Raw genomic sequence first — 15,901 nt, forward strand, 5'->3', positions numbered from 1 at the left:
TTTGAAAACGCTTATTCTAGAAAAAATTGTTGATTATACATTTAATATTGATAGCAATTATTTCATTGATAATGAAGAAAAACTATTGTTTCAAAACATCATTGCAAAATTAAAAAATGTTAGTAATGACGAAAATTATATCACCATGTTAGATGATGTATTAAATGATCTTAATCAATTTTCAAACAAAACAGTTTCAGAAATTAAGGCTGAAATTAATTAGTTTTCATTAATAATTTCCCTTCAATTACCTCTTATCCTTACCTTATATCATTTGCTTTATCCCAACAATGAAACACCATTTAAATCAGTAGTTAGCACTTCGCTCATGTAGTTAAAAAATGGGCGAATTGCTTTGAATGCTTTATCTACTTCTTCCATAAATTCTGGAGAAGTCACTTCTTTATCCGTAAATTTTTTGGTAAAAATAAATTGCTTCTTTTTGATTAAATCAATATTTGCATCTTCTTTGCTAAATCCTCTTGGAGCTGATTTCACTTCATCTCCAACAAATTCTCCCCAAATAGTATTGAATGATTTTTTAGCAAGAATTTTTCTAATTTCTGCTGAATCCGTTTCAAATTCTTTGCGAATTCTTAATAAATCTTCTTTTGTTGGTTCCCAAAATCCAGTAGCTATAAACGATTCATTATTTGGCTGAATATGAACATAATAACCGCCACGTAATGCAGGTTTCAATCTATGAAAGCTTCCGCCAAAATGTGTTTTATATGGAGTTTTATCTTTAGAAAATCGTACATCACGATACACACGAAAAATTTTTACTTTATCAATTTTATCGTGTTTGTTCAAATGTTCAGAAAGTTGATTGTAAAATTGTTTTACTTCATTCTCAATTTCTTTGAACTCTTTTTTATTTTCTGTAAACCATTCTCTATTGTTATTTTTGCTGAGTCTATTAAAAAAAGAAAAGACTTCTCTAGGAATTGTTTCGTTCATGTTGTGTTTTTTACGAAAATACAAAATAATACATTGCTTAAAAAATCTTAATTGTCCCAAAAGAGTAAGTTCTTATCGATTTTTTGTATTGAATTTTAAAGCAATTTTAGAATTAGACAGTATCTTAAATCCTTCTGATGATGAATTAAGAAACCTTCAATCCATTTGGAATTTTTGCAGAAGGTTGCATTAAAATGACATCATCGCCATTGACCGCGCCCATAAGTAAACATTCTGAAAAGAAATTGGCAATTTGCTTCTTTGGAAAGTTTACAACTGCCATAATTTGTTTGCCGATTAATTCTTCTTTGGAATACCGCTTGGTAATTTGCGCAGAAGATGTGCGAATACCGATTTCCTCGCCAAAGTCAATTGTGAGTTGATACGCTGGTTTTCTGGCTTTTGGAAAATCAGTTGCTTCGATAATTGTTCCAATACGCATGTCTACTTTTTCAAAATCGTTCCAACTTAAGGCTTCCATTCTATTTTTTTGAGTAAATTTAAACATTAAAAACTATAAATCAAATGGCACTTACACCTTCAAATATGCTTCCGCTTGGCACAAAAGCTCCCGATTTTTCATTAATTGATACAATTTCAGATACAACTATTTCTTTACACGATGAAAAAGGAACTAAAGGAACAGTTATTATGTTTATTTGTAATCATTGCCCGTTTGTAATTCATGTAAATGAAGGAATTGTGAAATTGGCGAATGATTTTATGTCGAAAGGAATTGGTTTTATTGCAATTTCGAGCAATGATGTAGCCAATTATCCAGCTGATTCGCCTGATTTGATGAAGAAAAATGCTGAAAAGCAAAAATTCCCTTTTGTGTATTTGTATGATGAAACACAGGAAGTTGCCAAAAAATATGATGCAGCTTGCACGCCCGATTTTTATATTTTTGAAGAAGAATTAACGTTAGCTTACAGAGGACAACTAGACAATTCGCGACCAAATAATGGAATTCCAGTTACAGGAACAGCTATGCGCGAAGCTTTAGATACATTACTGAAAGGAGAAAAAATATCGGAAGTTCAGAAACCGAGTATTGGTTGTGGAATTAAGTGGTTTTAGCTATGAGTTATGCACTTCGACTTCGCTCAGTGTGAAAAGTTTATGAGTTTATGAGTTTATGAGAAATTACTATTTTGATTGCTATTAATTGTCATTTCGATTTCTATGACATTTGCAAACGATTTTGGTAAAAAGTTTGATTTTTTATTAGTGCCATTGTAATATGTATTAGTTTATTGCGAACTGCATTTAATACACTCATTTTATTTTTTCCTTCTTTGACTTTTCTAAGATAGAATTTTTGTAAATCATTTTCCATTCTCACAGCTCTCATCGCTGCCATTTGTAATACACATTTGAGTTGTTTATCTGCCATCTTAGAGACTCTTGGTTTGGTTTTTAAACTAGTGCCACTTTGTTGTTCAAAAGGTACAACACCAGTGAAACAAGCAAGTTTTCTTGGATCGGTTAATCGTGTAAAACCTTCTGTTTTTACCACTAAAGACCAAGCGCTTATAGGTCCTATACCTGGTACTGTTTTGATTCGTTTTATATTTTGATGGAGTTCTTTATCTTCTTTAATTTCTAACTCAATTAATTTTTCTAATGTTTTTATATGGCTGGTAAGCTGTTTGATTTGTTCCATATTGATACTAATAATTTTTTTAACACAAGCAAGGTCTTTCATTATTTTGAGTTCTTTATTTTGTTGCTTCAAACCTTGTCTGGCTTTGACTTTATGACGTCTTTGACTTAATAAAATTTTAATAGCTTGTACTTGCTTACTAGCTGGTTTCCAACATTGAAAATCTTGATGATTTCTTTCTATAAAAATAGCAATTCGCTTGGCATCAACTTTATCATTTTTTCCACGAGCTAACCCTATACTTTTCTTAACATGTCTTGAATCTACAACATATACTTTAAATGAATAGCACTTCAATACTTCATAAAGATTATAGTTATAATGACCTGTATTTTCCATTGCTACAAAAAATTGAACCTGTTTTTCAGCTAAACCTTTGAAAAATTTAGCAACACTTTTAATGGTATTAGTAATCTTAAAATAGGATTCTAATCCTTGATCAATAAGACAAATGTCTAAAGTTTTCTTACTAATATCAATCCCTACATAAATACTTTTCATAACTTTGTTTGACTTTGATAAAGAGCAATTCATCAATAACTCAACTCCTTGATAATGGGCTTTAAATCCCGAATTTCTATTTGAGATTGCTGATGAAAGAACGAACTTAAGTCTGAATCGAATAATGAATTTGTGAATTCTGAGTGATTATAGTGTACTTAAGTTCTGCTCTTTTGTTTTGTTAAATATAACTATACAAGTCTAAAGGAGTGATTTTCGTAGAAAATTGTATCGAGAAATAATTTAAAATTCAACATTCAACATTCATAACTTAACATTTCTCTATTTCCAACCTTCACGAATCATTAATTGTTCAATATGTGCATAATGATGATTGCAATGCCAAGCATAGATTCCAATATTTTCTTTGAGACTTACTTTTTCATTTCCGTCTGGATGAATAAAAACTTGTTCTAAATCGGAAGTATTCAAACCTTTTAAAAAATACGTCCATTTTGCGTGCAACGCTTTTATAGAGTCTAGCGAAAGTATAATTGGCGCCATTTTACTATCAAATAATTCTGCCCAACGATCTTCATAATAGACTTTGATTATTGGTTTGTCTTCTGTTAACGTCCATTTAAAACGCGTATAACTATTGTGATGACTATCTGCAATGTGATGAATTACTTGACGAATTGTCCAACCTTTTGGACGATATGATGTATTCAATTGTGCAGACGTAAGATTTACCACTAAACTTTCTAATCGTTTGGGGAAATTTTCTAAAATTGCAATCCAATCTGAGATCTGTTCAGCAGCAATAATAGCCGGAATTTGCAGTTTCCCGATTGGGTATTTTAATTTTTCTAAATCCACAGTATATATAGTTGTATAAAAAAACGCTCTGAGATTTTCAGAGCGTTTTGGTATTATTTATTTTACATCCATTAGTTCTACATCGAACATTAACGTTGCGTTTGGTGGAATAACGCCTCCAGCGCCTCTTTCGCCATATGCTAAATGTGGAGGAACTACAAAACGTGCCTTATCGCCTACTTTCAGTAGAGCGATTCCTTCATCCCATCCTGCAATAACATTTCCTTGTCCTAATGGAAAATCGATTGGTTTGTTTGATTTGTAAGAAGAATCAAAAATGCCACCATCAGGAAACATTCCTTTATAGTGTACAGAAACCGTTTTTCCAGCTTCTGCTTGCGTTCCTTCTCCTCTTTGAATAATTTTATATCGTAATCCGCTTTCAGTTTTATCAAAACCAGTTGCAATTTCTTCTAATTCTTTTTCTTCCTTTTCTTTAGATGCTTTAAGGCGAGTAGCTTTTGCACCATTAAATAACAGAAACGCTTCTACTGCATTAAATGCTTCAGCTTCAGCTCCAACACGGATAATTTCAACTTTCTCAACGGTATCTCCTTGTGCAATAGCATCAACAACTTCTTGTCCATGAAAAACATTTCCAAAAACAGTATGTTTTCCGTCTAACCAAGGTGTTGGAATGTGTGTGATGAAGAATTGACTTCCATTCGTTCCAGGTCCAGCATTTGCCATAGACAATACACCAGGCTCATTATGTGTTAATTCTGGATGAATTTCGTCGTCAAAATTATGTCCTGGACCACCAGTTCCTGTTCCTAATGGACAACCACCTTGAACCATAAAATCTGGAATTACTCTATGAAACTTTAATCCGTCATAATATGGAGTTCCTTGTGGTTTTACATTATTTTCTAATTGTCCTTCAGACAAAGCAACAAAGTTACCTACTGTTCCTGGTGTTTTTTTGTATGTCAAGCTCAATAAGATTTCTCCTTTACTTGTATGAAGTTTTGCGTATAATCCGTCTTTCATTGTTATGTATTTAGTTTAAAATGCGAAGATACGCATCAAAATACAATTAAAAAATACACACTTAAAAATTTTCTTCTCCAAAATAGTAATGTTATACCGTATACATTTTACCGAGAAACCGTACCGTTGATCGGATTTTTGATTTTAACTTGATTTCAAAATCAAGTTAAAAATCTGTTTCGTTACAATTACTGATTTTCAGATAGTTAGGTTGGTTTTGAATCAAAAAAACGTTAAAAATATCACGAAAATAATTATTGATTTGATGTCAATGACGTTTTCAAAAAAATAAAAGGTAAGGTGTGTTTTTAGTGAATGTATGGTTTTAAAAAAGAAGTTCATTACGGTAATCGCTTAAAAAACACCAAGATGACAACTTTTTTACAGGAATAAGAAAAAATGGGTGACAAATAAGTAAACAATAAACTAGTAAATAACTTAATTAAAAAATTAAAAAAATGAAAAAAGTATTCGGATTATTCGCATTATTAGTAGTAGTAAATTTAGGATTTATCGCTTGTGAGCCAAACAGCACTTCTGATGCAGGAGACGATAACGTGTTTGAAAATGTGACGGGAACTGGAGATGAGGAAGAACAAGTTGAACCTGATGAAAATCCAAATGGTTAAAATTGATTTTTAACAATATAAAAGTCTTAGACATTGGTCTAAGACTTTTTTTTATTGAATATTTAAGATAGATTTGTATTTCTTAAAACATTAAAATTGAATTTACTAAATAAGTGTAGTGTAATTATAATTATTTTTTTTACTCAAGTTTGTATTTCTCAAGATACAGATTACAGTGAAATACAACTTCTTATTGATAAATCAAGAAATAGAAATATCGATATTAAAGAAAGAAAAGAAGCTATTCAAAATGCATATGAATTAGTCTTAAATAAAAGTAATGATTCATCAAAGAGTAAATATTTGCATAGTATTTCGAAAACATATCTTAGTTTAAGAGATTCTATAAATTTCAAAAAAACGTATAAATTAGGCTTATCTATTGCGGAAAAAGTTAATGATTCTTCTTCTATTGCAAATCATTATTGGAATCTAGGAATTTATTATATTAGGAATGATCAAAAAGATAGTGCATTTTTCTTTTATAATTCATCAAAAAAGATTTTTGAAAAAATTACACCAAATGATATCAATGTTGGTTTACTTCTCAATAATATGGCTCGTATTCAAAAAGATATGAAAAATTATACTGGAAGTGAAGTTACAACGGCAAAAGCTATAGAGATTTTTAAGCCTTTAAAGGATTACAATCAATTATATAATTGTTACAATAATTTAGGGATTATTTATAACAATTTAGAAGGTTTTGATAGAGCTATAGAATATCATAATTTAGCACTTGACTATTCAAAAAAAATCAATAAAAAAAGTACAAAAGAAGCTATTACATTAAATAATTTAGGGATCGTTTATAGAAATTTAAACAATCACGAAATAGCTATTAATAAATATCAAGAGGCTTTATCTCATGACAGTTTATTTTTTAAAAACCCTAAACTATATGCTACTTTGACCGATAATTTAGCATATTCAAAATTCAAATTGAATGATACTACAGAATTACCAAATTTATTTTATAGAGCATTAAAAATAAGAGATAGTTTAGAAATACCTGTTGGAATTGTAATTAATAAAATTCACCTCTCTGAATATTATTTATCACAAAAGGATACAGTGAAAAGTTTTGACTTTTCTTCAGAAGCAATGGATTTAGCTAAAAAAATAAAATCATACGATCACTTATTAGATGTTTACAAATTATTAGCCAAAATAAAGCCGAAAGAAGACACATATTATTTAAATTCATATATCCACCTAAACGATAGTTTAATAAAACAAGACCGTTTAATTCGTAACAAGTTTACACTCATCGAATTTGAAACAGAGGAAGTTAAAACTAAAAATAAGAGACTTAGCAACCAAATTACTTGGGTAGTAGGCATTTCAACAGCACTTATTTTCTTTGGTTTTCTTATTTATATCATAAATCAGCAACGAACACGCAATAAAGAACTCGAAATGGAACGTCAACAGCAACGTGCCAACGAAGAGATTTATAACTTAATGATTGGTCAACAAGATCAGATTGAAGAAGGAAGAAAACGCGAAAAAGAACGCATTTCATTAGAATTACACGACGGAATTCTTGGCAGGTTGTTCGGAACACGACTTAGTTTAGGAAGTTTAAATGCAAAAGATGATACGAGTTCTAAAAAGTCTAGAGAGCAGTATATCAATGAACTTCAAAGTATTGAAGAAGAAGTAAGAAATATTTCGCACGAATTAGGTGCCGATAATTTCAACTCTACGACGAGTTATAATACAATGATCGCAAATCTTTTGGAAGAACAGTCGAAAATAACTAACTTTAAATACCAAATTGAAGATGACAATCGTATTGTTTGGACAGATATTCCTGGACATATTAAGATAAATATTTATCGTATTATACAAGAGTCCATCCATAATATAAATAAATATGCGCAAGCAGAAAACGTAATACTAGATTTTAAAAAGAATGATGAACATATTATTCTTACCGTTAAAGATGATGGCGTTGGTTTTGACCAAGAGAAAAAAAGCAACGGTATAGGACTTAAAAATATGAAATCAAGAGTAGATTTACTTTATGGACAATTTATAATAAATTCAATTCCAGGTAAAGGAACTTCTATCAGTGTTGACGTTCCAATGACGAAGAACTTAACCTAAACATATGAATAAAGATATTAAAGTACTAATTGTCGACGATCATCCAATGATCATTGAAGGCTATAAAAATGCATTACTAGGCATTAATTCTGATGAAATGACCTTGCGAATTGACACAGCAGATAGTTGTGACGGCGCATATACCAAAATAAAGAACTCGTCTACTGGAACACCATACGATGTTATTTTTTTAGATATAAAATTACCGCCTTCTGCTGATGGGAAAATCATTTCCGGAGAAGATTTAGGAATAAAAGTAAAAGAGTTACTTCCTGATACAAAAGTAGTTATATTAACTATGTTCAATAATAACTTTAGGATTCACAATATTCTGAAAAATATAAATCCTGATGGTTTTCTAGTGAAAAGTGATGTAACTTCTGATGAGTTAATGCGTGCTTTTCAAGTCGTATTAACCGATCCACCATATTACAGTCATACTGTAACAAAATTATTACGTACCCGAATTATTAATGAAGTTGTACTAGATGATATAGATAGAAACATCCTATTTCATCTTTCAAAAGGAATTAAAACAAAAAACTTAACAGAATATATTCCATTGTCACTCGCCGCGATTGAAAAACGTAAACGTCATTTAAAAGAAGTATTTGATGTAGAAAAGAAAGGTGACGAATCACTATTAGAACAAGCCAGAAACACAGGTTTTCTGTAAATTATAAAGCAATAAAAAAGCTGTTTGAAGTCTCAAACAGCTTTTTTTATATCTATTAAAAGGTTTAATTCGCTACATCACTAATAAATTTAATGCGATACAAACGTAACTCTTCAACGTCATAATCGCCATCAAACTCTTCCATAGCAGCTTCAATTTTGTCATTTTCAGATTCTAAGAAATATTCGTGAATTTCCTCTTGTTGATCTTCATCCAAAACATCATCAATCCAATAATTAATATTTAATTTAGTGCCACTGTATACAATTTGCTCCATTTCTTTAATGAAATTAGCCATGGAAAGTCCTTTGGCAGCAGCAATATCATCTAGCGGAAGCTTTCTATCTACATTTTGAATAATATATAATTTTAATGCAGAATTGACGCCTGTACTTTTAACAATTAAATCATCTGGTCGTGTAATATCATTTTCATCAACATATTTTTTGATAAATTGGATAAAATCTTTTCCATACTTTTTCGCTTTTCCATCGCCAACACCATGAATATTTTTCATTTCCTCAATAGAAATTGGATACTTCAAAGCCATATCTTCCAAAGAAGGATCTTGAAAAACCACAAATGGAGGAACACTTAAACGTTTGGCAACTTTTTTACGCAAGTCTTTCAACATGTTCATCAACTGCTGATCTGCGACAGCACCACTTCCTTTATCAGCAGTAATAACAGTGTCATTATTTGCATCATAAAAGCTGTGATCTTCTGTCATCATAAACGACTCAGGACTTTCAATAAACGTTCTTCCTGCGTCTGTCAACTTAATAACGCCATACGTTTCAATATCTTTTCGGAGGAATCCTGCGACTAAAACTTGACGAATTAACGCCATCCAATATTTATCATCGTGCGATTTTCCTAGTCCAAAAAATGGTTGTAAATGTGTTTTGTGCGATTTGATCAAAGCATTTTCATTTCCAATCAAAACATTCACAACATTCCGTGATTTATAAGTTTGTTTAGTACTTTGAATCGCTTTCAAAAGTTCTACAACTTGATCTTGAGCTTCTATTTTCTTTTTTGGGAAACGAACATTATCATCCATCTCTGCGCCTTCTCCATCATCTGGAAATTCTTCACCAAAATAGTGTAATATAAATTTTCGCCTAGAAATAGAAGTTTCAGCATACGCAACGACTTCTTGCAACAGCGCATGACCAATTTCTTGTTCTGCAACAGGTTTTCCAGACATAAATTTTTCTAACTTCTCAATATCTTTATAGGAATAAAAAGCCAAACAATGACCTTCGCCGCCATCTCTTCCTGCTCTTCCGGTTTCTTGATAATAACTTTCAATACTTTTCGGAATATCATGATGAATCACAAAACGAACATCTGGCTTGTCAATTCCCATACCAAATGCAATCGTAGCTACTACAACTTCGCAATCTTCCATCAAAAACATATCTTGATGTTTTGCTCGTTTCTTAGGATCTAATCCTGCATGATATGGAACAGCATTCACACCATTTACCTGAAGTACTTGCGCCAATTCTTCCACACGTTTACGACTCAAACAGTAAATAATTCCGCTTTTTCCTTGATTTTGCTTTACAAATCGTATAATATCCGCATCAACATTTTTTGTCTTCGGACGTATTTCGTAATACAAATTTGGTCTATTAAACGAAGCTGTAAACGTTCTGGCATCAGGCATTCCTAAATTCTTAAGAATATCTTCCTGCACTTTTGGAGTAGCGGTAGCCGTTAATCCAATTATTGGAATATTGTCTCCTATCTTACCTATAATACTTTTAAGATTTCTGTATTCGGGACGAAAATCGTGTCCCCATTCTGAAATACAATGGGCTTCATCAACAGCCATGAAAGAAATTGGAACAGTCCGTAAGAACGCTACATTTTCATCTTTTGTCAATGATTCCGGAGCTACATATAACAATTTCGTAATTCCGCTTGTAATATCTTCTTTAACTTGTCTAATCTCAGCTTTGGTAAGCGAAGAATTTAACACGTGTGCAATACCGTCATGAGAGGATATTCCTCTAAGCGCGTCCACTTGGTTCTTCATCAAGGCAATTAGGGGAGAAACAATAATAGCAGTTCCTTCTTTCATTAATGCTGGCAATTGGTAACATAATGACTTACCGCCGCCTGTTGGCATAACTACAAAGGTATTTTCATTGCTGATGATGCTTTTAATAACTTCTTCCTGTAGTCCTTTGAATTGACTGAACCCGAAGTGCTTCTTTAGCTCCTTATATAAGTCAATTTCTACTAAACTCATTCTATGTTTTTACTATTTTACATACATTTGCATACTCTAAAGATACTATATTCTTTAGTAACAGCAATTTTTAAATTTATTCATTTTGAAATATAAAGATAGTATTATTCGAGTTGCCAAGCAAACCGTTCAAACAGAATGTGATGCGATCAAAAATTTAATTCCATTAATCGATGACGAGTTTGCCGAAGCAGTCTCATACATCTATAATTCTAACGGAAGAGTCGTTGTAACTGGTATTGGAAAAAGCGCCAACATTGCCACAAAAATCGTCGCAACGTTAAATTCTACGGGAACGCCTGCAATTTTTATGCATGCCGCAGATGCTATTCACGGTGATTTAGGAATTATTCAAGAACACGATACAGTTATTTGTATTTCAAAAAGTGGGAACACTCCTGAAATCAAAGTATTAGTTCCTTTAATTAAGAATGGCAACAACAAATTAATCGCAATTACCTCTAACAAAGAATCTTATCTTGGAATACAAGCAGATTATGTGTTACACGCTTACGCTGAAAAAGAAGCCTGTCCAAACAATTTGGCGCCAACTACAAGTACAACCGTACAATTGGTCTTAGGAGATGCATTGGCAATTTGCTTATTAGATTTACGAGGTTTTTCAAGTAAAGATTTTGCGAAATTTCATCCTGGTGGCGCTTTAGGAAAAAAATTATACTTGCGTGTCAACGATTTGGCTTCTGTAAATCAAAAACCGAAAGTACTCGCGGATAGTTCTGTAAAAGATGTCATTATCGAAATTTCCAAAGGAATGTTAGGCGCAACTGCCGTTGTGAATGATGTTGAAGAAATTATTGGTGTCATTACGGATGGAGATATTAGACGTATGTTAGCTGATAATGATTTTATTGGCGATTTAAAAGCACACAATATAATGTCGTCCAATCCAAAACGAATTGCGAACGACGCTATGGCTGTTGAAGCGTTAGAAATAATGGAAAACAACGGAATTTCACAATTAATGGTAGAAGATGAAGGAAGATACGCAGGAATCGTACATTTGCATGATTTAGTTAAAGAAGGAATCTTATAATGGGGAAAAAAAATAAAAATGAAATGTCATTCTTAGATCATTTAGAAGAACTAAGATGGCATCTTATCCGTAGTTTTAGTGTCATATTTGTTATTGCAGTTGTAGTATTTATATTCATGACATCTATTTATGATAACTTATTAATTGTCCATTTAGATGGGAATTTTGTAACGTATAAATTTTTCTGCCAAGCGTTTGAACTTATTAGTATTGACAGTGAATTTTGTTCGCTTACCTTCAATGACAAATTGAATAATTTAGATGTCACAGGACAATTTACAATGGCAATTTGGACATCACTAATTTTAGGACTCATCTTTGCATTTCCATATATTTTATTTGAATTATGGCGATTTATCGCTCCAGGATTAAACCCGAAAGAACGTGGAAAATCACGCTGGTTTATAGTATTGGCTTCACTCCTATTCTTTGTTGGATTATTGTTCAGTTATTACGTAATTATGCCAATGTCGTCGTACTTTTTCTACACATTCTCTATTACAGATAAAATTCAAAACACCATTACAGTTCAATCACACATTAGTTTACTAACTAACACATTACTAGGTGTTTCATTAGTTTTTGAATTGCCATTAGTTATATACTTTTTATCAAAATTAGGATTAATTACGCCTGCATTCTTACGCAAGTATCGAAAACATGCGTTAGTTGTCGTATTGATTCTTGCTGCCGTAATTACGCCTCCTGATGTTGCGAGTCAAGTTGTAGTAGCAATTCCAATATTAATCTTATATGAAGTAGGAATCATCATATCAAAAAGAGTAGAGAAAAATTTAAAAAAGAAATTAAAAAATGCCTAATCAAGTAGAAGAATTTAATGCGTATCGAGTTAAAATGAATGATAAAATTTTAGCCGATAATAACAAAGTAATCAAACGTATCTTCAATTTAGATACAAATGCTTTTTCAGAAGGTGCTTTAGACGTAAAAACAAAGGAATTACTTGGTTTAGTAGCTTCTACGGTATTGCGTTGTGACGATTGTATAAAATACCACTTAGAATCTTGCCACAAAGAAGGTTTGAGCAAAGAACAAGTAATGGAAACGCTAAGTATTGCCACGTTAATTGGCGGAACAATTGTCATTCCACATTTACGCAAAGCTTATGAATATTGGGAAGCATTAGAGGAACAGGCATAAGTTAGATTTTAGACCGCTTTGCTGATAGAATTTAGATTGCTTCGCTGTTAGATGCTAAATGTATTAAATCCAATTCAGTATCATGCGACGTTAATTTAATACTAAAAAACACCTGCGTTGTACTGAAATTAGTATTTTTACAATTCACAATGACCAAATTATATGATTTTAAGAGCTGAAAATATCATGAAGTCCTACAAAGGACGAAAAGTTGTAAAGGGAATTTCTCTTGAAGTAAATCAAGGCGAAATTGTTGGATTACTAGGTCCAAATGGAGCTGGAAAAACAACTTCTTTCTATATGATTGTTGGATTGATAAAACCCAACGGCGGAAAAATCTTTTTGGACGACAAAGAAATTACCAATTTCCCAATGTACAAACGTGCGCAAAACGGAATTGGTTATTTGGCACAAGAAGCTTCGGTATTCAGAAAATTGAGCATTGAAGACAATATTTTAAGTGTATTACAATTGACTAAACTATCAAAAAAAGAGCAATTAATGAAAATGGAATCGCTCATTGAAGAATTTGGTTTAGGACACATTCGTAAAAATCGTGGCGATTTATTGTCTGGTGGCGAACGAAGACGAACAGAAATTGCTCGCGCATTAGCAACCGATCCAAGTTTTGTATTATTAGATGAACCTTTCGCAGGAGTTGATCCTGTTGCGGTTGAAGACATTCAGCGAATAATTGCACACTTAAAAAACAAAAACATCGGAATCTTAATTACCGATCACAACGTACAAGAAACCTTAGCAATTACAGATAGAACCTATTTAATGTTTGAAGGAAACATTCTAAAAGCTGGAAAGCCACAAGAATTAGCCGAAGACGAAATGGTTCGGAAAGTATATCTTGGTCAAAACTTCGAATTACGTAAAAAGAAAATTGACTTTGAAAGCGCGAAAGGTTAGATTTTTTTCAGTTGTGAGTTGTGAGTTGTGAGTTGTGAGTTGTGAGTTGAAAATAAAGTAAACTGACCATTTCGACTATCATTCATGATAAATTATAGCCAAAATTATACATTTAAAATTCAACATATATAATTTAAAATTTCAATTATTTTTCACCAAAGAAATCAACACATACAATAAAATTATAATCGGAATCGCTAAAAACTGTAAAAACACTAATAATAACAGACAAAGCGCGATAAAAATATACTTTACAGCATTATTTTTAAAACTCCAATCTTTAAATTTTAAGGCGAATAATGGAATCTTTGCATTCAATACATAACAACTTACTAACGTCATTCCTATCAAAAACCATTTATTTAGAATAATTGCGTCAACTATTTCGCTTCCTTGATACATTAAAATCAGCGGAAATGATATAATAAGCAATGTATTTGCAGGTGTTGGCAATCCGATAAATGATGAAGTTTGGTTTTCATCGATGTTGAATTTTGCCAAACGATACGCTGAAGCAAGCACAATTAACAACCCAAATAACGGCAAGAAATGAACTTCATTTTGAAACCAATGCCACGAATCTGACCAAGAATGTCCATCGTTCACTTTCTCATGTATATCTAAGGATTTATTAAATAATTGATACATTATAATTCCAGGAACAACGCCGCTAGTTACCATATCCGCTAACGAATCTAGTTGCAAACCCAATTCACTTTGTACCTTTAACATTCTGGCTGCAAAGCCATCAAAAAAGTCGAAAAATATTCCTAGAAACACAAAAAATGCAGCAATCTCTAATTGGTTTTTCACAGCGAAAATTACTGCCAAACAACCGCAAAATAAATTCAATAATGTGATGAAATTTGGAATGTGTTTTTTGATATTCATGTAGTATGATTTTTTGTAAAAATAATTAAACTTTACAAACTCCACTGAAAAGAAGTGAAAATGTTCGCTAAATCCATACAATATCTACGTAATTTTTGAGTTTATTAGGGTAGAAAATCGCATATTTGTATAAAAAATTACACTCTTGAAAAAGCAATTCCTTTTCCTCTTTATAATAGTTACACACTTGGCAAATAGCCAATCGGTCGCTAAATACTCCAACGAATTTATGAATATTGGTGTAGATGCTGGCGCGTTCGGTATGGCAAATGCTGTAGTTGCTAACGTTAGCGATGTCAATGCTGGTTACTGGAATCCTGCGGGATTGGTGCAATTGGAAGACAAACAAATGGCATTAATGCATTCTAGTTATTTTGCAAACATTGCATTGTATGATTATGCCGCGTTTGCGATGCAAATTGATGATAGAAGTGCTTTTGGAATTTCATTGATTCGATTTGGAGTTGATGATATTCTAAACACAACACAATTAATTGATAGTCAAGGAAATATTGACTTTAACAGAATCAGCCTCTTCTCTACTGCCGATTACGGAATTACGTTTTCGTATGCACGAAGAATGCCTGTTCAAGGATTAAATTACGGTATAAATGCCAAAGTAATTCGTAGAGTTATTGGCGATTTTGCTTCTTCTTGGGGATTTGGATTTGACTTCGGATTGCAGTTTAGACATAAAGATTGGAAATTTGGTTTGATGGCGCGCGATATTACAACGACATTCAATACTTGGAGCATTGATGAAGATTTATTCAATAATGTAAGTGACCAAATTCCAGCACAAGATTTACCAGAAACTACCGAAATTACGATTCCAAAATTACAACTTGGAGTTGCACGAACGTTTACATTCAATTACGATTATTCGCTAACTGCGGAAGTTGACCTTAACATGCGTTTTGCTGAAACAAATGACTTAATTTCTACTTCGTTTGCAAGTATTACACCTTCTCTCGGATTGCAATTTGCATATACAGATTTAGTGTTTTTAAGAGCTGGTATTGGAAATTTCCAAAATGAAAACAACTTTGGATCTGAATCATTAACGTTTCAACCAAACATCGGAATCGGTTTTAAATACAAAGGAATTCAAGTAGATTATGCACTAACGGACATTGGCGATCAAAGTGCGGCTGTATATTCGAATGTATTCTCATTAAAAATTGACTGGAGTTTATTTAGATAATAAAAACTTCTTTTTAAAATTCTACTAAAAAATAATTTTAGATATTTTCCGTGTGAC

At 32.0% G+C, this 15,901-nt stretch carries 17 protein-coding genes; 10 read left to right on the top strand and 7 right to left on the bottom strand.

Annotated features, from left to right (window positions below; all coding sequences use genetic code 11):
- The first annotated feature begins 1 nt into the window (after nt 1).
- Nucleotides 2–223 carry a hypothetical protein gene (locus IMCC3317_RS02615; protein WP_160127953.1) on the top strand — a complete coding sequence of 74 codons (222 nt, stop codon included), beginning with the start codon at nt 2–4 and terminating at the stop codon, nt 221–223.
- A 56-nt stretch (nt 224–279) separates the two neighbouring features.
- Here the strand turns inward: IMCC3317_RS02615 and IMCC3317_RS02620 are convergent, their stop codons facing one another.
- Both IMCC3317_RS02620 and IMCC3317_RS02625 read right to left on the bottom strand, forming a co-directional pair.
- The gene (locus IMCC3317_RS02620) at nt 280–960 is read right to left on the bottom strand and encodes a DUF2461 domain-containing protein (RefSeq protein WP_160127954.1); all 681 of its coding nucleotides are present in this window, start codon (nt 958–960) and stop codon (nt 280–282) included.
- 145 nt (nt 961–1,105) lie between these two features.
- Entirely contained in the window at nt 1,106–1,441 is a 336-nt protein-coding gene (locus tag IMCC3317_RS02625; RefSeq protein ID WP_160127955.1) for a tRNA-binding protein, read from the bottom strand.
- 44 nt (nt 1,442–1,485) lie between these two features.
- Between IMCC3317_RS02625 and IMCC3317_RS02630 the strand changes: the two genes are divergently transcribed.
- On the top strand, nt 1,486–2,040 hold the full coding sequence (locus IMCC3317_RS02630; RefSeq protein ID WP_160127956.1) for a thioredoxin family protein: 555 nt from the start codon (nt 1,486–1,488) through the stop codon (nt 2,038–2,040).
- A 103-nt stretch (nt 2,041–2,143) separates the two neighbouring features.
- On the opposite strand, the gene IMCC3317_RS02635 is transcribed toward IMCC3317_RS02630, so the two are convergent.
- The 3 genes from IMCC3317_RS02635 to IMCC3317_RS02645 form a co-directional block, all read right to left on the bottom strand.
- A complete protein-coding gene (locus tag IMCC3317_RS02635) occupies nt 2,144–3,127 on the bottom strand; it encodes an IS110 family RNA-guided transposase (RefSeq protein WP_228054925.1) in 984 nt (327 codons plus the stop codon).
- A 282-nt stretch (nt 3,128–3,409) separates the two neighbouring features.
- Nucleotides 3,410–3,946, bottom strand: a complete 537-nt coding sequence (locus IMCC3317_RS02640; protein WP_160127958.1) for a YfiT family bacillithiol transferase — start codon at nt 3,944–3,946, stop codon at nt 3,410–3,412.
- A gap of 57 nt (nt 3,947–4,003) precedes the next feature.
- Nucleotides 4,004–4,936 carry a peptidylprolyl isomerase gene (locus IMCC3317_RS02645; protein ID WP_160127959.1) on the bottom strand — a complete coding sequence of 311 codons (933 nt, stop codon included), beginning with the start codon at nt 4,934–4,936 and terminating at the stop codon, nt 4,004–4,006.
- A gap of 458 nt (nt 4,937–5,394) precedes the next feature.
- On the opposite strand from IMCC3317_RS02645, the gene IMCC3317_RS02650 reads away from it, so the two are divergent.
- From IMCC3317_RS02650 to IMCC3317_RS02660, 3 genes are all read left to right on the top strand, one after another.
- The gene (locus IMCC3317_RS02650) at nt 5,395–5,565 is read left to right on the top strand and encodes a hypothetical protein (RefSeq protein ID WP_160127960.1); all 171 of its coding nucleotides are present in this window, start codon (nt 5,395–5,397) and stop codon (nt 5,563–5,565) included.
- Between the two features lie 96 nt (nt 5,566–5,661).
- A complete protein-coding gene (locus tag IMCC3317_RS02655; RefSeq protein ID WP_160127961.1) occupies nt 5,662–7,677 on the top strand; it encodes a tetratricopeptide repeat-containing sensor histidine kinase in 2,016 nt (671 codons plus the stop codon).
- Nucleotides 7,678–7,681: 4 nt separating this feature from the next.
- Complete coding sequence (locus IMCC3317_RS02660) at nt 7,682–8,353, top strand: response regulator (RefSeq protein WP_160127962.1); 672 nt, start codon at nt 7,682–7,684, stop codon at nt 8,351–8,353.
- A 64-nt stretch (nt 8,354–8,417) separates the two neighbouring features.
- Here IMCC3317_RS02660 and IMCC3317_RS02665 read toward each other — a convergent pair whose 3' ends face one another.
- Nucleotides 8,418–10,616, bottom strand: a complete 2,199-nt coding sequence (locus tag IMCC3317_RS02665; RefSeq protein WP_160127963.1) for a RecQ family ATP-dependent DNA helicase — start codon at nt 10,614–10,616, stop codon at nt 8,418–8,420.
- A gap of 85 nt (nt 10,617–10,701) precedes the next feature.
- Here IMCC3317_RS02665 and IMCC3317_RS02670 point away from each other — a divergent pair, with 85 nt between their 5' ends.
- From IMCC3317_RS02670 to lptB, 4 genes are all read left to right on the top strand, one after another.
- On the top strand, nt 10,702–11,670 hold the full coding sequence (locus IMCC3317_RS02670) for a KpsF/GutQ family sugar-phosphate isomerase (protein ID WP_160127964.1): 969 nt from the start codon (nt 10,702–10,704) through the stop codon (nt 11,668–11,670).
- Between the two features lie 23 nt (nt 11,671–11,693).
- A complete protein-coding gene (gene tatC, locus IMCC3317_RS02675) occupies nt 11,694–12,491 on the top strand; it encodes a twin-arginine translocase subunit TatC (RefSeq protein WP_317172569.1) in 798 nt (265 codons plus the stop codon).
- Nucleotides 12,484–12,831: a carboxymuconolactone decarboxylase family protein gene (locus tag IMCC3317_RS02680; protein ID WP_160127966.1), complete on the top strand. Its 348-nt coding sequence runs from the start codon at nt 12,484–12,486 to the stop codon at nt 12,829–12,831. The genes tatC and IMCC3317_RS02680 overlap by 8 nt, the downstream gene beginning before the upstream one ends.
- Before the next feature lie 162 nt (nt 12,832–12,993).
- Nucleotides 12,994–13,749, top strand: a complete 756-nt coding sequence (gene lptB, locus IMCC3317_RS02685) for an LPS export ABC transporter ATP-binding protein (protein WP_160127967.1) — start codon at nt 12,994–12,996, stop codon at nt 13,747–13,749.
- A gap of 141 nt (nt 13,750–13,890) precedes the next feature.
- Here lptB and IMCC3317_RS02690 read toward each other — a convergent pair whose 3' ends face one another.
- On the bottom strand, nt 13,891–14,640 hold the full coding sequence (locus IMCC3317_RS02690; protein ID WP_160127968.1) for a CDP-alcohol phosphatidyltransferase family protein: 750 nt from the start codon (nt 14,638–14,640) through the stop codon (nt 13,891–13,893).
- 145 nt (nt 14,641–14,785) lie between these two features.
- Between IMCC3317_RS02690 and IMCC3317_RS02695 the strand changes: the two genes are divergently transcribed.
- Complete coding sequence (locus IMCC3317_RS02695; RefSeq protein WP_228054927.1) at nt 14,786–15,844, top strand: putative type IX sorting system protein PorV2; 1,059 nt, start codon at nt 14,786–14,788, stop codon at nt 15,842–15,844.
- Nucleotides 15,845–15,901: the final 57 nt, after the last annotated feature.

Origin of the sequence: Kordia antarctica, from assembly GCF_009901525.1 — a bacterium.
Classification (GTDB): domain Bacteria; phylum Bacteroidota; class Bacteroidia; order Flavobacteriales; family Flavobacteriaceae; genus Kordia; species Kordia antarctica.

Bases quoted from the DNA above. Each gene is read 5' to 3' on its own strand.
- IMCC3317_RS02625 (WP_160127955.1), bottom strand. From the start codon at position 1,441: ATGGAAGCCTTAAGTTGGAACGATTTTGAAAAAGTAGACATGCGTATT.
- IMCC3317_RS02650 (WP_160127960.1), top strand. From the start codon at position 5,395: ATGAAAAAAGTATTCGGATTATTCGCATTATTAGTAGTAGTAAATTTA.
- IMCC3317_RS02635 (WP_228054925.1), bottom strand. From the start codon at position 3,127: ATGAAAAGTATTTATGTAGGGATTGATATTAGTAAGAAAACTTTAGAC.
- IMCC3317_RS02665 (WP_160127963.1), bottom strand. From the start codon at position 10,616: ATGAGTTTAGTAGAAATTGACTTATATAAGGAGCTAAAGAAGCACTTC.
- IMCC3317_RS02660 (WP_160127962.1), top strand. From the start codon at position 7,682: ATGAATAAAGATATTAAAGTACTAATTGTCGACGATCATCCAATGATC.
- IMCC3317_RS02690 (WP_160127968.1), bottom strand. From the start codon at position 14,640: ATGAATATCAAAAAACACATTCCAAATTTCATCACATTATTGAATTTA.
- IMCC3317_RS02645 (WP_160127959.1), bottom strand. From the start codon at position 4,936: ATGAAAGACGGATTATACGCAAAACTTCATACAAGTAAAGGAGAAATC.
- IMCC3317_RS02630 (WP_160127956.1), top strand. From the start codon at position 1,486: ATGGCACTTACACCTTCAAATATGCTTCCGCTTGGCACAAAAGCTCCC.
- IMCC3317_RS02620 (WP_160127954.1), bottom strand. From the start codon at position 960: ATGAACGAAACAATTCCTAGAGAAGTCTTTTCTTTTTTTAATAGACTC.
- tatC (WP_317172569.1), top strand. From the start codon at position 11,694: ATGTCATTCTTAGATCATTTAGAAGAACTAAGATGGCATCTTATCCGT.
- lptB (WP_160127967.1), top strand. From the start codon at position 12,994: ATGATTTTAAGAGCTGAAAATATCATGAAGTCCTACAAAGGACGAAAA.
- IMCC3317_RS02680 (WP_160127966.1), top strand. From the start codon at position 12,484: ATGCCTAATCAAGTAGAAGAATTTAATGCGTATCGAGTTAAAATGAAT.